Below are 16,918 nucleotides of genomic sequence, written 5' to 3'. Positions count from 1 at the left end.
TCGTTCTTCTCCCGCGTGCGGCCGCTCTAAAGGACGAGCAGCTCCTTGGTCGTCTTGGTGAAGAGTTCCGGCCCGCCCTCACGTGTCACGAGCGTGTCCTCGATGCGAACCCCGCCCCGGTCCGGGAGGTAGACCCCCGGCTCGACGGTGATCGGAACTCGATCCTCTAGTCTACCGGTCCTCGACGGGCCGAGGAACGGCTCCTCATGGATCTCCAGGCCGACACCGTGGCCGAGACCGTGCCTGAAGTGCTCGCCGTGGCCCGCCAGCGCCACGACCGACCTGGCCGCGGAGTCGACCTCCCTGGCCCCGGCGCCCGGGGTCAGGGCATGCCGTCCGGCGCGCTGGGCCTCGGCGACGAGGTCGTACAGCTCGCGCTGCCAGGCGGCGGGCGGGCCCAGGCTGACGGTGCGGGTCATGTCGGCGTGGTAGCCCTGGTAGCGGGCGCCGAAGTCGATGGTGACCAGGTCTCCGGCGCGCAGCTCGCGGCCGGTGGGGCTGTGGTGCGGCACCGCGCCGTTCTCCCCCGCCGCCACGATCGTGTCGAACGCGGGCTTGTCGGCGCCCAGCTCGGCCATCCGCTGCTCCAGCAGGCGGGCCAGCTCGCGCTCGGTCATGCCGGGGGCGATGCGCGGCGCGACGTCCGCGAACGCCTGGTCGGTGAGCGCGCAGGCGGTGCGGATGAGGTCGAGCTCCTGCTCGTCCTTGACCGCGCGCAGCCGCTCCACGACCGGCCCGAGCGGCACGAGACCCTCGCCCAGCCGCAGGTACGTGGCCACGCTCATGCACCCCGCCTCGATGCCCACCCCTCTGGTGCCCTCCTGCGCGCCGGGGCTGGGTGTGAGCAGCCGCGCCGCGACGTCGGCCGCCTCCACCACGGGCAGGTCGAGCGCCCTGGCCGCGCCGATGTAACGGTTGTCGGTGGCCAGCACCGCGCCGCCGTCGGCGCCCACCAGGACGGCGGCGTTGGAGCTGGCCAGGCCGGTCAGATAGCGGACGTTGACCGGCGAGGTGACGAGCAGCGCGTGGACCTCGTGGCCGGCCAGCGACTCGGCCAGCCGCGCCCGCCGCGCCGCGTAGTCGAAGGTCATTCCGCCAATCTACGCCTCCGGGCGACAAGGACACCGTCCGCACGCGCTCACCCCGCCTGTCCCGGGCGGGCTCCCGGCGGGCTCCCAGGCGGGCTCCCAGGCTGGGTCAGTGGCCGGGCAGGCGCCAGTCGCGCATGAACTCGGCAGCCGGGCCGGAGGACCGCATGTCGCCCTTCTCCTGGGCCCGCAGCAGGTCGCGGTAGACGCCTGCCACGTGGTTGAGCGTCGAGTCCAGGTGGCCTTCGCCGAGCTTCCTCGCGGCCTTCCTGAGCTTCTCACGGGCCTTGCCGGAGACGCGGGGGTCGATGCCGCCCGTCGCCTCCTGCGCCATCAGGGCCTGGTCGAAGCGCTGGAGCCAGGTGCCGTACCCGCCGGCCGGCTCGGACCTGCCGCCGAGGGTGGCCTTGGGGGTCACGGCCTCGTTCAGCGAGGTGATGTCGTCCTCGCCGATCGTGGCCACGGTCTCCGGCGTGGGGTCGGGGCTGGGCGGCGGTGAGCTGGGCTCCACCTCCTGCAGCGTGTCGGTCGGGACGACGGTGGGGGTGGGCTCCGCGACCGGCTGCTCCTCGCGCTGTCCCGCGATCGAGACCATGACCACGGTCACGGCCGCGATGACGGCGACGGCGATGCCGATCTGCAGGATCAGCTTGCGGTTACGGGCTCCCGACGGCGGCTCGGGCTCCAGGTCGGCGGCCTGGAAGACGGCGGTGTCACCGGCCCGCGGCGGAACGGCGTAGACCTCGGTGGCGCCGGCCCCCTGCCCGAGCCCGGCCCCGCGCAGCGAGGCCCCGGTCTGCGGCATCCCCCCGGGCCCAGGACCGGGACCGGCCTGGGGCGGGACGCCGCCGTGCGGAAAGGCACCGGTCTGCGGCGGGACGCCGCCGTGCGGAAAGGCACCGGTCTGCGGCGGGACGCCGCCGTGCGGAAAGGCACCGGTCTGGGGCGGGACGCCGCCGTCGGGGAAGGCGCCGTCGGGGAAGGCACCGGTCTGGGGCGGCGCGGCGGGCTTGGGGCGGGCGATGGCGGCGAGCGTACGCCTGATGGACTCGCCGCTGCCCGGCCGCCTGGCGGGGTCGTCGGCGAGCATGGCGAGCACCAGCCGGTCCAGCTCGGCGGGCACTTCGGCCCTGATGCCGCCGGGCGGCGCCACCTGACCCCTGGGCGCGTTGTCGTCGAAGGGCGGGCGCCCGCACAGCAGCTCGTAGCAGACGCAGCCGAGCGCGTAGATGTCACCGGGCGCCTCGGCGGGCTCGCCGGGGACCCGCTCGGGGGCGGCGTAGCGGCCGCTGCCGCGTACGGGCTCGCGCCCGTCCATCCCGAACCCGACGACCTTGAGCACGCCGCTGGCGGCCATCCTGAAGGCGTCGGGATCGACCTGCCCGTGCACGACGCCGGCCCGGTGCGCGGCGTCGAGGCCGGCGGCGGCCTGCCCGATCAGGTCGCACACCTCGACGATGGTCAGGCTGCCGCGCGCGGCCAGCTCCTCGCCCAGGCTGAGCCCGGTCAGGTGCTCCATGACGAGGAACGGCGCCCCGTCGTGCTCTCCGACGTCCAGGACCATGGCGACGTTGGGGTGGATGACCTTGGCGACGGCCTGGGCGTGCTGCCTGAGCACCTCACGGGTGGCCGGGCCGGCCGCTCTGGCGCCGAGCACCTTGACGGCCACGACCCAGTCGGCCCGCGTGTCGTACCCTCGCCACACCTCGCCCATCGGGCCGCTGCCGATGCGCTCGTCGAGCCGGTACCGGCCGGCGATCAAGGAGGGCGCGCGCTCCGCGTCGGACATATCCCCGCCAAATACTTAGAAATCAGGATTATCAGGATTTCCGACTTACCATAGGCCCCCGCGGCCCCCGACGCCCCGCGTACACGCTGCCAGGCCGCGTACGGGCAGGAAAAAGGGGGGCGGTGCACCCGCCCCCCTTTTTCACGGACTCAGGCCGTCGCGGGCTCCGCCACGCGGGCCACGCGCGGCTGGTCGAGCGGCTGCGGCGGCGCGTTGAACACGGCCGTGTCGAGGCGGCCCTCCGAGCGCGCCACCAGCACCGGGACGACCATCTGCCCGGTCACGTTGGTCGCGGTGCGGATCATGTCCAGGATCGGGTCGATGGCCAGCAGCAGGCCGACGCCCTCGAGCGGCAGGCCCAGCGTGCTGAGCGTGAGCGTCAGCATGACGGTCGCGCCGGTCAGGCCCGCCGTGGCGGCCGAGCCGACCACCGAGACGAACGCGATGAGCAGGTAGTCGCCCACCCCGAGCTGGATGCCGAACACCTGGGCCACGAAGATCGCGGCGAGCGCCGGGTAGACCGAGGCGCAGCCGTCCATCTTGGTGGTCGCGCCGAACGGCACGGCGAACGAGGCGTAGTCGGCGTCCACGCCGTTGCGCTCGACCGAGACCCGCTGCGTCAGCGGCAGCGTGCCGACCGAGGAGCGGGAGACGAACGCCAGCTCGATCGCGGGCCAGGCGTTGCGGAAGAACCGGACGGGGCTCACCTTGCCCCAGAAGGCCAGCAGCGCCGGGTAGACGGCGAGCAGCACGATGAAGCAGCCGATGTAGACGCCGGCGCTGAACTTGGCGAGCGGCGCGAGCAGGTCCCACCCGTACGTGGAGACGGCCTTGCCGATCAGGCCGGCGGTGCCGATGGGGGCGAGCCTGATGACCCACCACAGCGCCTTCTGCACCAGCTCCAGGACGGAACGGGCGAGGTTCAGGAACGGCTCAGCCTTGTCGCCGGCGGCCAGGGCGGCCGCGCCGAGCACGACGCCGAGGAAGACGATCTGGAGGACCTCCACCTCGGTGAAGGCGGTGACGATGTTCGTGGGCAGGATGCCGGTGACGAAGTCGAGCCAGGTGCCGGCGTGCTCGGGCGCCTTGGCCGCGCCGGTGTCGAGGGTGACGCCCTGGCCGGGGTTGATGAGCAGGCCGAGCCCGATCGCCAGCGCCACCGAGACGGCCGCGGTGATGAGGAACCAGACCAGCGTCTTGGTGGCGAGCCTGGCGGCGCCGTTGACGTTGCGCAGGTTGGCCACGCTGACCAGGACCGCGGTGAAGACGAGTGGCGGTACGGCGAGCTTGAGCAGCTGGACGAAGATCGAGCCGACCTTGGTGAGTGTCTCGGTGAGCCAGGCGACGTCCCAGATCTTGGCGACGAAGCCGAGGGCGATGCCGACGGCGAGGCCCAGCAGCAACTGCAGGGAGAAGGTGAATCTCTTCACGGGGGGATGCCTTCGCATGCGGGCATGCCAGAGGCATGCCGGGGTGAGGGAGATGACGACAGGGACGAGAGTGGCGTCAGCTACAGAGCGATCCGTGCAGCCTGCACAGATCGATGTGCAGCCGCTCGATGAGCCACACGATCACCACGGAAAACCTCACAGCCCGGCATAACCATCAGGAAATGTGGCAAATTCCCTGATGAAGTGTGATCTACGACACAATGTCCTTGATCTGCTCGATGAGCCTGACCCGGTCCTCGTGCGTCTTGGCGATCGGCGCCACATTCAGGGTGGTCACCCCTGACTCCTTCAGCGCCCGCACCCGGTCGCGCACGAAGCCCTCGCTGCCGATGAGCGACGTCTTCTCCAGCAGCTCGGCCGGGACCAGCGCGGCGGCCTCGTCCTTCTTGCCCTCCAGGTAGAGGTCCTGGATCTGCTCGGCCTCCTTCTCGTAGCCGTAGCGCCTGGCCAGGTCGTTGTAGAAGTTGCGGCCCTTGGCGCCCATGCCGCCGATGTAGAGGGCGGCCATCGGCCGGCCGAACTCGCGCAGCCCCGCCACGTCGTCGCCGATCGCCAGCGTGGCGTGCGCGACCACGTCGAGCTCGCCCAGCTCGGGGTCGCGCTTCGCCTTCCCCGCGGCCAGCGAGGCGCCCCAGACGTCGGCGGCCTTCTCCGGCAGGTAGAAGATCGGCTCCCAGCCCTCGGCCAGCTCGGCGGTCAGCTCGACGTTCTTGGGGCCGATGGCGGCGATCATGATGGGGATGCGGGGGCGTACGGGGTGGTTGATCAGCTTCAGCGGCTTGCCCAGACCGGTGCCCTGGTCGGGCGGGAGCGGCACGGTGTAGTGGCGGCCGTCGTACTGGACGCGCTCGCGCCGCCAGACCTGGCGGCAGATCTCGATGACCTCCCGCGTACGCCCGAGCGGCGCGGTGTACGGCACCCCGTGGAAGCCCTCGATCACCTGCGGCCCCGACGCGCCGAGCCCCAGCGTGAACCGCCCGTCGGAGACGTAGTCGAGCCCGGCGGCCGTCATGGCGAGCAGCGTCGGCGTGCGCGAGTAGATCGGCAGGATGCCGGAGGCGATCTGCAGCCGTTCGGTCCTGGCCGCGATGTAGCCCATCTGGCTGACGGCGTCGAAGGAGTAGGCCTCGGCCACGAACACGATGTCCAGCCCGGCCTTCTCGTAGTCGGCCAGCTCGGCCACCGACTCCTTGAAGCCGCCCGCGTAGTTGAGTGCCATACCGATGCGCATTCAGGGCTCCCACTGACCGAATGATGTTCTGTTGAGACGGCACCATGCTATCGCGCCGGTGCGCCGGGCAGGAGCGGCTAGCCTGGATCAGGTGCTGAAGCGGGTCGTCATCGTCGTCTCCGTCGTGGTTTCCGCGGCCCTGGCGGGCCATCGGCTGATCCCGGCGCTGGGTGGGTTCACCCCCGTCCTGGAGAGCCTGCTGCCGTGGATGGGCCTCGCGGTGCCGCTGCTGCTGGCCTTCGCCGCCGTCGCCCGCTCGACCGGCGCGGTGGCCGCCGCGCTGCTGCCCGGCCTGATCTGGGCCGCCATGTTCGGCTCCACGCTGCTGCGCACCCCGCCTGGCGGTCCGAGCGACCTGGCCGTGGGCACCGTCAACGTGGGGGTGACCAACAACGCGTCGGGCGAGGCCGTACGCGCCATCGCCAAGGACCTCGACCTGCTGGCCGCACAGGAGCTGACCAGGGGCGGCCCGGCGGCCAAGCAGCTCAACAAGATGTTCAAACACCACTACGCGGTCAGCACGGTCGGGCTGTGGAGCCGCTACCCGCTCAGCGAGACCAAGCCGCTCGACGTCGGCATGGGCTGGCCGCGCGCCCTGCGGGCGGTCGTCACCACCCCCAAGGGCAAGGTCACCGTCTACGTCATGCACCTCGCCTCGGCCAGGCCGGGACACACCACCTCGCGCGACGTCTCGCTGGCCAGGGCGCGCGAGCTCGTCGACGCCGACCCGAGCAAGCGCATCCTGCTGCTCGGCGACCTCAACACCGCCACCACCGACCGCGGCATGAGCGGCCTGACGCCGCCGCTGACCGACGCGCAGAGCGAGGCGGGCGACGGGTTCGGGTTCACCTGGCCGGCCGAGTTCCCGATCACCAGGCCCGACCACATCCTCCACCGCGGCATGACGGCGACCGAGGCGGGCGTGGCGCCCGCCACGGGCAGCGACCACCGCGCCGCGATCGCCTCCCTGCGCTTCTAGGAGCGGGGCAGCAGCCGGTCGAGGTCGGCGGGCGTGTCGATGTCGGACGGGTCGCCGTGCCCGTCGCACGGCACCTCGGTGACCAGCTCGGGATGAGCCTTCAGGTACGCCCGCGCCCCCACGTCGCCCACGGCCAGCTCCGCCACCCCGGCGAAGTGCGTACGGGCGATCAGCACCGGGTTGCGGCGCCGCCCGCCGTACGTGGCGACCGCCAGCCCCGCCCCCGAGCCGATCAGCGCGCGCACCGCGCCGGGCCCGATCAGCGGCTGGTCCACCAGCGCCACCACCACCGCCTCCGCCTGCGCGGGCAGCGCGGCCAGCCCGGCGCGCAGCGAGGAGCCCATGCCGCTCGCCCAGTCGGGGTTGCGCACGGTCACCGCGCCCCGCACCTGCACCGTGGCCGCGCCCAGCACGACCACGACGGGATGGCAGCCGCCCTCGGCCAGCAGCCGCACGCCGCGATCGACGAGCCGCTCACCGGCGTACTCGACCAGCGCCTTCGGCCGCCCGAGCCGCGACCCCTCGCCCGCGGCCAGCAGCAGCCCGGCCACCCGCGCGTCCCTCACGGCGTCTCGTGGTGGATGCGGCCCTCCGTGGTGGTCAGCGGCCGGCCGGAGCCGCCCCAGCGCAGCTGGATCAGCTCGGCGGCGATCGACACCGCGGTCTCCTCGGGGGTGCGGGCGCCGAGGTCGAGCCCGATGGGCGAACGCAGCCTGGCCAGCTCGTCCTCGGTGAGCCCCGACTCGCGCAGCCGCGCCATGCGGTCGTCGTGGGTGCGGCGCGAGCCCATGGCGCCGATGTAGCCCGCGTTCGTGCGCAGCGCCACCTCCAGCAGCGGCACGTCGAACTTGGGGTCGTGGGTCAGCACGCAGATCACCGTACGCTCGTCCACCTGCACCGAGGCGAGGTAGTCGTGCGGCCACTTGACCACGACCTCGTCGGCGTCGGGGAAGCGCTTGGCGGTGGCGAAGACCGGCCGGGCGTCGCACACGGTGACGTGGTAGCCGAGGAACTTGCCCACCCTGGCGACGGCGGCGGCGAAGTCGATCGCCCCGAACACGAGCATCCGCGGCGGCGGCGCGAACGACTGCACGAACACCGCGAGGTCGTCCAGCCGCCGCTCCCCCTGACCGCCGTAGTGCCGCAGGCCGGTCAGGCCCTGGGCGAGCATGCCGCGGGCGTCGTCGTCCACGGCCGCGTCGAGGCGCTCCAGGCCGAGGCTGCCGGTGGCGTGGTCGGGCCAGATGATCCGGCGGGCGCCGACCTGGCCAGGCCCCGAGACGATGGTGGCCACGGCGACCGGGCGGTGCTCCTCCACCGCCGCCGCGATCTCGCCCAGCTCGGGGAAGGTCTCGATCGAGACCGGCTCGACGAGGATGTCGATGATGCCGCCGCAGGTGAGGCCGACGGCGAAGGCGTCGTCGTCGCTGACGCCGTACCGCTGCAGCAGGGGCGCGTCGGCCTCGGCTGCCAGCTCGAAGACCGCGCCCTCCACGCAGCCGCCCGAGACGCTGCCGACCACCTCGTCGCCGCGCACCGCCATGGCCGCGCCGGGCTGCCGTGGTGCGCTGCTCCAGGTGCCCACCACGGTGGCCAGTCCGAACTTGAGCCCCGACCGCCACCACTTCATGATCTCCGGCAGCACGTCACGCATGGGCGAGCCTTTCGCTGAGTCGCTCGTACGCGGCCAGGCTGTGCCCGGCCACCAGGTCGTCGAGGTGGGGCAGTGCGGCCCGCATGCCGCCCGTGAGCGGCTGGTAGTCGTCGTACCCCTTGTGCGGGTTGACCCAGATCACCCGGCGCGCCTGCCGGGCGAGCCGGCCCATCTGGGTGCCCAGCAACGCGGGGTCGCCACGCTCCCACCCGTCGGAGGCGATCACCGCGATCGCGCCCCTGGCGCTGTAACGGCCGAGGAACTCCTTCAGTTCCGCACCGAGCCGGGTGCCGCCGCTCCAGTCGGGGATCACCTTGGACACCTCGTTGAGCGCCGTCCCGGGGTCTCGGTGGCGCAGCTCGGCGGTGATCGGGGTGAGCCTGGTGCCGACCGAGAAGACCCTGGTGGCCCTCGGCTCGGTCCTGACCAGCGCGTGGGCGAAGCGCAGCAGCGTCTCGGCGTACGGGGCCATCGAGCCGCTGACGTCCACGAACAGCACGACCTGGCGCGGCCTGGTGCTGTGCCTGCGGCGGCGGAGCCTGGCCACGTCGCCCTTCCTGAGCGCGTCGCGGACGGTGCGGCGCTGGTCGAGGCTCCCCCTGCGGGCGGGCTCGAACCGGCGTGAGCGGCGCCTGGCCCGGCCGTGGCTCAGCAGGGCGAGCATGCGGTGCACCTCGGCCCGCTCTGCCTCGCTCAGCCGGGCCACGTCGCGGTGCCGCAGCACCTCGGCCCTGCTGGCGGCGGCGGGCGCGGTGGTGCCGTCGTCCTCGCCGTCCTCGCCGTCGCCGCCCTCGTCGCCATCGTGCTCGGCCAGGTGGCGGGTGACGGTCGCGGTCGCCGTACGGGTGAGCGCGGCCTTGTGGCCCCCGAAGTACGCGGCGAAGCAGCGGTCGTAGCGGGGCAGGTCGTCGGGCCCCGCGCACAACGTCAGCCGCCCGGCCCAGTAGACCTCGGCGGGGTCGGTCACGTCGAGGTGGCCGAGGGCTCCGAGCAGGTTCTGGGTGCGTTCGTGGTCGGCCGCGACGCCCGCGGCGCGCAGCGTCCTGGCGAACCCCGTCATGGTGGCGACCAGCTCACTCATGGCCCGGCCGCACCTTGTCCGGCCGCACCTTGTCCGGCAGTACCTTGTCCAGCAGCCCGTTGCCCAGCACCGCCGCGACGTCCTCCCGGTATTTCAGCGCCGCGCCCAGCGTGGCGGCGGCCCGTCCGGGGTCGAGCTCCTCGGCGCCGAGCGTCAGCAGCGCCTCGGTCCAGTCGAGCGTCTCGGCCACGCCCGGCGGTTTGACCAGGTCCGCCTGCCGCAGCCGGCCGGCCGCGCGGGCGACCTGGGCGGCCAGCGTCTCGGTGCAGGCGGGCAGGCGGCGCCGCAGGATCGCGACCTCGCGCTCGAAGCCGGGATGTTCGAGCCAGTGGTAGAGGCAGCGCCGCTTGAGCGCGTCGTGCACCTCGCGCGTCCTGTTGGAGGTCACCACGACCACCGGCGGGGTCGCGGCCTTCACCGTGCCCAGCTCGGGGATCGAGATCGTGAAGTCGGAGAGCACCTCGAGCAGGAACGCCTCGAACTCGTCGTCGGCCCGGTCGATCTCGTCCACCAGCAGCACGCTCGGCTGCGTCTCGATGGCCTTCAGCAGCGGCCTGGCGATGAGGAAGCGCCGGTCGTAGATCTCGCCCTCCAGCCGGCCCACGTCGGCGATGCCGGCGGCCTCGGCGGCCTTGAGGTGGAGGAGCTGGCGGGCGAAGTCCCAGTCGTACAGCGCCTGGGCGGCGTCCAGCCCCTCGTAGCACTGCAGCCTGATGAGCGGCGCGTCCAGCAGCGCGGCCAGCGTCTTGGCCAGCTCGGTCTTGCCGACCCCCGCCTCGCCTTCGAGGAACAGCGGCCGGCCCATGCGCAGGGCCAGGAAGGCGGCCGTGGCCAGCCCTTCGTCGGCCAGGTAGGAGTGCCGGTCGAGGAGCTCGATCAGCTCGTCGGGCGACTCGATGTCCGTTGCCCTGATTGTCCGCCGCAGCACGCCTTCAGGCTACGTCGCCACCGCGCTCCAGGCGATGGCCGGCGCGGATCATTGCGACTCGCGCGCCTCGCCACGCTCTTTGATCAGGGCCTCCAGCTCGGCGGTGGCCTGGCGGGCGCGCGCCTTCTCGGAGCCCTGGATGCCCATCGCCCCGATCGTGCGCCCGTCGGAGAAGTCGATGCGCGGCCAGGGGTCGCCCACCAGCAGCGTCACCTCCAGGACCTCGGGCCAGGTGTAGCGGTGGGTGCGGACGGCGTTGACGATCGTGACGCCCTCGTCGTCGGCCTCGACCCTGACCCGGCCGAGCAGGTGCAGCACGTACGCCACCGCGCACCCGAACGCCACGATCGCCACCCGGTCGGCGATCTGGAACGGCGGCGCGATGAGCACCGCCATCACCACCGCCCCCACCACGATCAGCGCGGCGAAGCCGTAGGCGACGACGCGGGCCCGGCGCGGACGCCAGGTGACGGGCAGGGGCGGAGGGGATACGGGCTCTGACACGAAGGGAAACCTATCGCAGCCCGGCCTCGGGGACGCGGAGCCGGCGCAGCAGCAGGGCGGTCTCGAGGGCGGCGACGGCCGACTCGTACCCCTTGTCCTCTTTGCTGCCGGGCAGGCCGGAGCGGTCGATCGCCTGCTCCATCGACTCGCAGGTGAGCACGCCGTTGCCGATCGGCGTCCCCTCATCCAGCGAGATCCGCGTCAGTCCGGACGTCACCGAGTCGCAGACGTAGTCGAAATGGGCGGTCTCCCCGCGGATGACCGCGCCCAGGGCCACCACCGCGTCGCACTGCCGTGCCAGCGCCTGGGCGACCACCGGGATCTCCAGCGACCCCGGCACCCGTACCACGGTCGCGCCGGCGCCGCTGTCGTCGCACGCCCGCAGCGCCCGCGCCACGAGCTGGTCGGTGATCGCGGCGTGCCAGCTCGCCGCCACCACGCCGACCGTCAGCCCCGCCGCGTCCGGCGCGCTCGCGACCGGCCGTCCTTCCCCGCTCATGACGCCTCCGAGATGTCGTGGCCGAGCCGTTCGCGCTTGGCCGTGAGATAACGCTCGTTGTACGGGTTCATCGCCACCGGCATCGGCTCCCTGCCGACGACCTTGATGCCGTAGCCGTCCATGCCCTTGAGCTTCGCCGGGTTGTTGGTGAGCAGCCGGACGGACTTGACCCCGAGGTCGGCCAGGATCTGGCCGGCGTTGGAGAACTCCCGCGCGTCGACCGGCAGCCCCAGCTCGACGTTGGCGTCGACGGTGTCGCTGCCGTTGTCCTGCAGGCTGTACGCCTTGAGCTTGGCCAGCAGCCCGATCCCCCTGCCTTCGTGCCCGCGCAGGTAGACGACCACACCGCGGCCCTCGCGGGCGATGGCCGCCATGGCGTTGTCGAGCTGCACGCCGCAGTCGCAGCGCAGCGAGCCGAACACGTCGCCCGTCAGGCACTCGGAGTGGGCCCTGACCAGGATGTTCTCGCCGCCGGTCAGGTCGCCGTAGACGAGCGCGACGTGCTCGCCGCCGTCGAGGGCGCTGGCGTAGCCGTAGGCCCGCCACATCCCGTACGCGTTGGGCAGCCGCGTCTCGGCGACCCTGGTGACCATGCTCTCGGCCCGCCGCCGATGATCGACGAGCTGCTCGATGGAGACCAGCGCGAGGTCGTGCTCGTCGGCGAAGCGGCGCAGCTCGGGCAGCCTGGCCATGGTGCCGTCGTCGTTGACCACCTCGGCCAGCGCCCCGGCCGGCGACAGCCCGGCCAGCCTGGCGAGGTCGACCGCCGCCTCGGTGTGGCCGCGCCTGGCCAGCACCCCGCCCTCGTGGTAGCGCAGCGGGAAGACGTGGCCGGGCCGCACGAGCTCGTCCGGCTCGGTGGCCGAGTCGGCGAGCGTGCGGATGGTCCTGGCCCGGTCGGCCGCCGAGATGCCGGTGGTGACGCCGTCGCGGGCGTCCACGGTGATCGTGTACGCCGTGCGCATGCGCTCCTTGTTGTGGAAGACCATGAGCGGCAGGCCCAGCCTGTCGAGCTCCTTGCCCTCCATGGCCACGCAGATCATGCCGCTGGTGTGCCTGATCGTGAACGTGCACAGCTCGGGCGTGGCCTTCGAGGCGGCGAAGATGAGGTCGCCCTCGTTCTCGCGGCTCTCGTCGTCCACGACGACCACCGGCTTGCCGTTGCGGATGTCGTCGATCGCGCGCTCGATCGGGTCGAGCTTGATGTCACTCATCGGGCCACTCCCTCGGGGGCCGCTCCCCCGGTCACCGGCACGCTCAGCGGCGCGGATCGAGACTCCCGCAGCCACTTGACGAACCCGACCACCACCAGAACGAAGAACACGCCGTAGACGGCGCCCGAGACCACCAGCCCCGAGCTGAACGCCAGCGGCACCCCGACCAGGTCGACCGCCAGCCACACGATCCAGAAGTCCACCAGTGCCCGGCCCTGCGCCCAGGTCGCGAGCGCGCTGCCGACGAAGATGTAGGCGTCGGCGGCCACCAGGACCGCGCCCTCCGGCAGCGGCACGTGCGCGCCCCACGACAGGCCCGTCACCCAGAACACCACCGCGACCGCGATGGTGCCCACCACCGCGATGACGACCAGCAGCAGCCGCTCCCACCATGCGCCCTGCCTGATCGCCAGCCGCCTGCCGTCCTGGGTGCCGCGCCGCCAGGCGTACCACCCGTAGATCGCCAGGCCGGCGAACAGCACCTGCTTCAGCGCGTTGCCGGTGACGTGGGCGCTGATCGAGGCGATCAGCAGCAGCACCGCCCCGGCGAACTGCACCGGCCACGTCCACATCGACTTGCGCATCGCCAGCACGACCGTGGCCAGGGCTGCGATGTTGCCCACCAGGTCGGTCCACAACACATGCGTGCCGAATATCTCGAATCCGGCCTCGGCCCAGCTCACTTGCCCACCAGCCTCTCCACATACTTCGCGATCACGTCGACCTCGATGTTCACCACGTCACCCACCTGGCGCTCGCCCATGGTCGTCAGCTTGAGCGTGGTCGGGATCAGGCTCACGCCGAAGCTTTCGTCGTCAACCGTGGTGACCGTCAGGCTGATTCCGTCGATCGCGATCGAGCCCTTCTCCGCGACGTACGGGCTGAGCGCGGGCGGCAGCGTGAAGCGCAGGTCGTCCCAGCTCTCGCCGGGCTCGCGGGACAGCAGCACGGCGGTGCCGTCCACGTGGCCCTGCACGATGTGGCCGCCGAGGCGCTGGTCGGCGCGTACGGCGCGTTCCAGGTTCACCGCCGAGCCCTCTTTCAGGCCGCCCAGGGAGCTGCGGTCGAGCGACTCCCTGATCACGTCCACGGTGAACACGTCGTCCTTGACCTCGACCACGGTCAGGCAGACGCCGTTGACCGCGATGGAGTCGCCGTGCCCCGCGTCGGAGGTGACCAGCGGGCCGCGCACCGACAGCAGCGCGCCGCCGCCCGCCTGGTCGATGGCCGTCACTTCGCCCTTTTCCTCGATGATTCCGGTGAACATCTAGCGCTCCTCGCCTGGTTGCCGGTGGGTGGGGACGGGCCTGGCGATCAGCCGCACGTCCGGCCCGATTACGGAAATTTCGTCAAATGTCAGGCGGTGGAGCTCGCCGATCGTGCCCACCCCCGCCGTGCCCAGCGCGGCCCTTCCCGAGCCGAGCAGCGCGGGCGCCACGTACGCCACCACGCGGTCCACCAGCCCCTCGCGGACGAACGACCCGGCCAGCGCGGGACCGCCCTCCAGGAACACGCTCACCACCTGCCGCGCGGCCAGCTCCTTGAGCAGGGCCCGCAGGTCGAGCCCCGCGTCGTGGCGGGGCAGGCGCAGCAGGTCGGCCTTGAGGCCGGTGTCCACGTCGTCGGCCACCGCGATCAGCGTGGGGGCCCGGTCGTCGAGGACCCGCGCCGACGCGGGCGTGCGCGCGTCCGGATCCACGACCACCCGGAGCGGCCCCTTCTGGACACCGCTCGGGCCGGCCGCACCGCCAGGACCTGCCGCACCCCTCGGACCTGCCGCGCCGCTCGAACCTGCCGCGCCGGCCGGGCGGGCCGTCAGCTGGGGGTCGTCGGCCAGCACCGTGCCGATGCCGGCCATGACCGCGTCGGAGGCGGCCCGCAGGCGGTGCACGTCGGCCCGCGCCTCGGGCGAGGTGATCCATTGGCTGGTGCCGTCCTCGGCGGCCGACCTGCCGTCCAGCGTGGCGGCGAACTTCCACGTGACGTGGGAGCGCCCGAGCCGGACGAAGGTCAGCCACTCCTCGTTGGCCCGCTCGGCGGCCTCGGCCAGCACCCCTGAGGTGACGGCCACGCCGTGGGCGCGCAGCCGCGCGGCGCCGCCCGCAGCCTTGGGGTTGGGGTCGGGGACCGCGATCACGACGCGGGCCACGCCCGCCTCCAGCAGCGCCAGGCTGCACGGCCCGGTGCGGCCGGTGTGGTCGCAGGGCTCCAGCGTCACGTACGCGGTGCCGCCCCGCGCTCGCTCTCCCGCCTGCGCCAGGGCGACGACCTCGGCGTGCGGGCCGCCCGCGTACGCATGGAAGCCCTCGCCGGCGACCTGCCCCGCGGCGTCGAGCACGACGCAGCCGACGACGGGGTTGGGGGTGGTGCTGCCGTGTCCACGACCGGCCAGTTCGACGGCGCGCGCCATGTGCGCGGCGTCTTGCTCGGGTATCTCCACCCGGGTCTCCTACTCGCCAGTAGCTCCAAGCCACGGCGGGCCCCGGGGGATCTTTCGCCGAGACGTATGCCATACGTCACGGCAGGCGCCCGGCTGGGACACCGGACACCTCGCGCGCTTCCTCCCATCCGGACTTTAACCGTCGGTCCCGGAATTTCACCGGGTCAACCGGCCGATGGCATCGGCCGGGTCGCGGACTGTCACCGCCGGTTCGGACTTTCACCGACCCCGGAGCACGCTAGCTCTCTTTCGCCACCAGTCTGCCACGTCCTTCGCAAAGCACGCGACCGCCCCTCATCTTTTGAGCAAGCGCTCGTTCAGGCGGCCATCATGCGGCGGGCCCTGCGCGCCGCCGGGCTGTGCAGGACGTGCCCCGGGACCAGGCCGATCCCGGTGTGCAGGGTACGCAGCGTCGCCGTCGCCCACAGGTCGCCGACCGGCGTGGCGGGCAGCCCGTACAGGCGCCTGGCCCAGCGCGGCAGGGTGGCGAACGACAGCAGGGTCAGCGCGGGCAGCGCCGGCTTGAGCGGCGTGAGCAGCAGCGGGAGCGGGGCGTTCAGCGACATGCGCAGCGGATGGGACGCCTCGGGCACGAACCGCAGCCGCGGGCGCTCGGCCTCGATGTAGTCGCGCAGCTCCGCCACCGACCCCGGCACCTCGTCCCCGGCCAGCCCCACCACCTCGGCGGCGCGCCGCCACTCCGCCACGAACGCGTCCGCGTCCTCGTCCGACAGCCGCACCCCCGCCCTGCGGGCCACCGACAGGTACGAGTCGACCTCGCCCACGTGCACCCAGCGCAGCGCGTCGGGCTCGTCGAGGCGGTAGGTCTCGCCGGTGTCCGGGTCGTGGGCGGTCAGGCTGGCGTGGATCTTCCGCACCCGGCGACCGGCCCGCTCGACCTCCGCGTGCGTCCCGTACGTACGCACGCGGACGAACTCGGTCGTCCTGACGAACCGGGACCAGGCCTCGTTCGGGTCCATGAGCGCGGAGTTCTGCAGCACCCCGCGCATCGCCCTGGGATGCAGCCCCTGCATGAGCAGCGCCCGGATCCCGCCCACGAGCAGGATCGGCTCCCCCATCACCCGCCACGTCACCGAGCGGGGCCCGAAGATCCCATAGTCGCTCATAAGTGAAGAATTACCCAGGTGACAGACATTTCATGTCACTTCACGATGAACGACCACAGGCCCGACCCCACCGCACCGCCGAGGCGGGGTCGCCGCGGATGGCGGCGGGAATCGCCCCCGCGGTCTCCGGGGCTGCGCCCCCCTCAGGAGCCCTTGCGGTCAGCGAGGTCGGCCGCGCTCCTCGAAGACCGCACGACCGGCGCAAGAAGAAGCGGGTTCAGGAGGTGGCGCGGTCGGCGGCGGCGCGGAGCTCGTCGATGGCGGCCACCGGGTCGGAGGCACCGTAGACGGCGCTGCCCGCCACGAACACGTCGGCGCCCGCCTCGGCGCACCGGCCGATGGTGTCGGCGTCGACACCGCCGTCGACCTGCAGCCAGACCCGGCCGCCGTACCGGGTGACCAGCTCACGGGCCCGCCGCACCTTCGGCAGCACCACGTCGAGGAACTTCTGCCCGCCGAACCCCGGCTCGACGGTCATCAGCAGCAGCATGTCGATCTCGGCGAGCAGATCTTCGTACGGCTCGACGGGCGTCGCCGGGTTGAGCGCCAGCCCCGCGCGGGCCCCCAGGGACCGGATCTCCCTGAAGGTCCGGATGGGCGCCTTGGCCGCCTCTGCGTGGATGGTCACGCTGCCCGCCCCCGCCTCGGCGTACTGCGGCGCCCAGCGGTCGGGATCGGCGATCATGAGGTGACAGTCGAGCGGTGTGTCGGTCGCCTTGCGCAGCGCCTCGACCACGGGCAGCCCAAGGGTCAGGTTGGGCACGAAGTGGTAGTCCATCACGTCGACGTGCAGCCAGTCGGCGTTGGGGACGGCGGCGGCCTCATCGGCGAGCCTGGCGAAGTCTGCGGCGAGGATGCTGGGCGAGATCTGTACGGCCATGATGCCCCAAGTCTAGTGACCGTTCGGAGGACCTCAGGGATTCTCTTGCCTGC

Annotated in this window: 17 protein-coding genes and 1 riboswitch; of the genes, 1 reads left to right on the top strand and 16 read right to left on the bottom strand. The window is 72.5% G+C overall.

The features are described 5' to 3' along the window. Positions 1-26: 26 nt before the first annotated feature. The 4 genes from AB0K28_RS06710 to AB0K28_RS06695 form a co-directional block, all read right to left on the bottom strand. The gene (locus tag AB0K28_RS06710) at positions 27-1,091 is read right to left on the bottom strand and encodes a Xaa-Pro peptidase family protein (protein WP_364366002.1); all 1,065 of its coding nucleotides are present in this window, start codon (positions 1,089-1,091) and stop codon (positions 27-29) included. A gap of 106 nt (positions 1,092-1,197) precedes the next feature. After that, on the bottom strand, positions 1,198-2,877 hold the full coding sequence (locus AB0K28_RS06705; protein ID WP_364366000.1) for a serine/threonine-protein kinase: 1,680 nt from the start codon (positions 2,875-2,877) through the stop codon (positions 1,198-1,200). Positions 2,878-3,026: 149 nt separating this feature from the next. Further along, complete coding sequence (locus AB0K28_RS06700; protein WP_364365997.1) at positions 3,027-4,307, bottom strand: dicarboxylate/amino acid:cation symporter; 1,281 nt, start codon at positions 4,305-4,307, stop codon at positions 3,027-3,029. A gap of 211 nt (positions 4,308-4,518) precedes the next feature. After that, positions 4,519-5,559 carry an LLM class F420-dependent oxidoreductase gene (locus tag AB0K28_RS06695; RefSeq protein WP_364365994.1) on the bottom strand — a complete coding sequence of 347 codons (1,041 nt, stop codon included), beginning with the start codon at positions 5,557-5,559 and terminating at the stop codon, positions 4,519-4,521. Between the two features lie 91 nt (positions 5,560-5,650). Here AB0K28_RS06695 and AB0K28_RS06690 point away from each other — a divergent pair, with 91 nt between their 5' ends. Then, positions 5,651-6,538 (top strand): endonuclease/exonuclease/phosphatase family protein, encoded by an 888-nt coding sequence (locus AB0K28_RS06690; protein ID WP_364365991.1) that lies wholly within the window; start codon positions 5,651-5,653, stop codon positions 6,536-6,538. Here the strand turns inward: AB0K28_RS06690 and AB0K28_RS06685 are convergent. The 12 genes from AB0K28_RS06685 to rpe form a co-directional block, all read right to left on the bottom strand. Beyond that, positions 6,535-7,104 carry a nucleotidyltransferase family protein gene (locus AB0K28_RS06685; protein ID WP_364365988.1) on the bottom strand — a complete coding sequence of 190 codons (570 nt, stop codon included), beginning with the start codon at positions 7,102-7,104 and terminating at the stop codon, positions 6,535-6,537. The genes AB0K28_RS06690 and AB0K28_RS06685 overlap by 4 nt on opposite strands. Further along, on the bottom strand, positions 7,101-8,192 hold the full coding sequence (locus AB0K28_RS06680) for an XdhC/CoxI family protein (RefSeq protein ID WP_364365985.1): 1,092 nt from the start codon (positions 8,190-8,192) through the stop codon (positions 7,101-7,103). Before AB0K28_RS06680 ends, AB0K28_RS06685 begins: the two co-directional genes overlap by 4 nt. Further along, positions 8,185-9,273, bottom strand: coding sequence for a VWA domain-containing protein (locus tag AB0K28_RS06675; RefSeq protein ID WP_364365982.1), 1,089 nt, complete (start codon positions 9,271-9,273; stop codon positions 8,185-8,187). Before AB0K28_RS06675 ends, AB0K28_RS06680 begins: the two co-directional genes overlap by 8 nt. Next, complete coding sequence (locus AB0K28_RS06670) at positions 9,266-10,201, bottom strand: MoxR family ATPase (protein WP_364365979.1); 936 nt, start codon at positions 10,199-10,201, stop codon at positions 9,266-9,268. Before AB0K28_RS06670 ends, AB0K28_RS06675 begins: the two co-directional genes overlap by 8 nt. A 48-nt stretch (positions 10,202-10,249) precedes the next feature. Beyond that, positions 10,250-10,705: a PH domain-containing protein gene (locus AB0K28_RS06665; RefSeq protein ID WP_364365976.1), complete on the bottom strand. Its 456-nt coding sequence runs from the start codon at positions 10,703-10,705 to the stop codon at positions 10,250-10,252. Between the two features lie 10 nt (positions 10,706-10,715). After that, complete coding sequence (ribH, locus tag AB0K28_RS06660; protein WP_364365973.1) at positions 10,716-11,204, bottom strand: 6,7-dimethyl-8-ribityllumazine synthase; 489 nt, start codon at positions 11,202-11,204, stop codon at positions 10,716-10,718. After that, positions 11,201-12,418: a bifunctional 3,4-dihydroxy-2-butanone-4-phosphate synthase/GTP cyclohydrolase II gene (locus tag AB0K28_RS06655; RefSeq protein ID WP_364365970.1), complete on the bottom strand. Its 1,218-nt coding sequence runs from the start codon at positions 12,416-12,418 to the stop codon at positions 11,201-11,203. Before AB0K28_RS06655 ends, ribH begins: the two co-directional genes overlap by 4 nt. Further along, the gene (locus AB0K28_RS06650; RefSeq protein ID WP_364365967.1) at positions 12,415-13,101 is read right to left on the bottom strand and encodes a nicotinamide mononucleotide transporter family protein; all 687 of its coding nucleotides are present in this window, start codon (positions 13,099-13,101) and stop codon (positions 12,415-12,417) included. Before AB0K28_RS06650 ends, AB0K28_RS06655 begins: the two co-directional genes overlap by 4 nt. After that, positions 13,098-13,685: a riboflavin synthase gene (locus tag AB0K28_RS06645; protein ID WP_345401258.1), complete on the bottom strand. Its 588-nt coding sequence runs from the start codon at positions 13,683-13,685 to the stop codon at positions 13,098-13,100. Before AB0K28_RS06645 ends, AB0K28_RS06650 begins: the two co-directional genes overlap by 4 nt. Beyond that, positions 13,686-14,858, bottom strand: coding sequence for a bifunctional diaminohydroxyphosphoribosylaminopyrimidine deaminase/5-amino-6-(5-phosphoribosylamino)uracil reductase RibD (ribD, locus tag AB0K28_RS06640; RefSeq protein WP_364365963.1), 1,173 nt, complete (start codon positions 14,856-14,858; stop codon positions 13,686-13,688). 110 nt (positions 14,859-14,968) lie between these two features. Further along, a riboswitch (FMN riboswitch) is annotated at positions 14,969-15,099 on the bottom strand. Between the two features lie 76 nt (positions 15,100-15,175). Continuing rightward, positions 15,176-15,985 (bottom strand): oxygenase MpaB family protein, encoded by an 810-nt coding sequence (locus AB0K28_RS06635; RefSeq protein WP_345401255.1) that lies wholly within the window; start codon positions 15,983-15,985, stop codon positions 15,176-15,178. A 217-nt stretch (positions 15,986-16,202) separates the two neighbouring features. Further along, positions 16,203-16,865, bottom strand: coding sequence for a ribulose-phosphate 3-epimerase (gene rpe, locus AB0K28_RS06630; RefSeq protein WP_364365959.1), 663 nt, complete (start codon positions 16,863-16,865; stop codon positions 16,203-16,205). Between the last annotated feature and the right edge of the window lie 53 nt (positions 16,866-16,918).

The organism is Nonomuraea sp. NPDC049504, assembly GCF_040676845.1.
Lineage (GTDB): Bacteria > Actinomycetota > Actinomycetes > Streptosporangiales > Streptosporangiaceae > Nonomuraea > Nonomuraea salmonea.
This window is presented reverse-complemented; position numbering and strand designations above follow the sequence as displayed.

Bases quoted from the DNA above. Each gene is read 5' to 3' on its own strand.
- AB0K28_RS06710 (WP_364366002.1), bottom strand. From the start codon at position 1,091: ATGACCTTCGACTACGCGGCGCGGCGGGCGCGGCTGGCCGAGTCGCTG.
- AB0K28_RS06705 (WP_364366000.1), bottom strand. From the start codon at position 2,877: ATGTCCGACGCGGAGCGCGCGCCCTCCTTGATCGCCGGCCGGTACCGG.
- AB0K28_RS06695 (WP_364365994.1), bottom strand. From the start codon at position 5,559: ATGCGCATCGGTATGGCACTCAACTACGCGGGCGGCTTCAAGGAGTCG.
- AB0K28_RS06680 (WP_364365985.1), bottom strand. From the start codon at position 8,192: ATGCGTGACGTGCTGCCGGAGATCATGAAGTGGTGGCGGTCGGGGCTC.
- AB0K28_RS06675 (WP_364365982.1), bottom strand. From the start codon at position 9,273: ATGAGTGAGCTGGTCGCCACCATGACGGGGTTCGCCAGGACGCTGCGC.
- ribH (WP_364365973.1), bottom strand. From the start codon at position 11,204: ATGAGCGGGGAAGGACGGCCGGTCGCGAGCGCGCCGGACGCGGCGGGG.
- AB0K28_RS06655 (WP_364365970.1), bottom strand. From the start codon at position 12,418: ATGAGTGACATCAAGCTCGACCCGATCGAGCGCGCGATCGACGACATC.
- AB0K28_RS06645 (WP_345401258.1), bottom strand. From the start codon at position 13,685: ATGTTCACCGGAATCATCGAGGAAAAGGGCGAAGTGACGGCCATCGAC.
- AB0K28_RS06635 (WP_345401255.1), bottom strand. From the start codon at position 15,985: ATGAGCGACTATGGGATCTTCGGGCCCCGCTCGGTGACGTGGCGGGTG.
- rpe (WP_364365959.1), bottom strand. From the start codon at position 16,865: ATGGCCGTACAGATCTCGCCCAGCATCCTCGCCGCAGACTTCGCCAGG.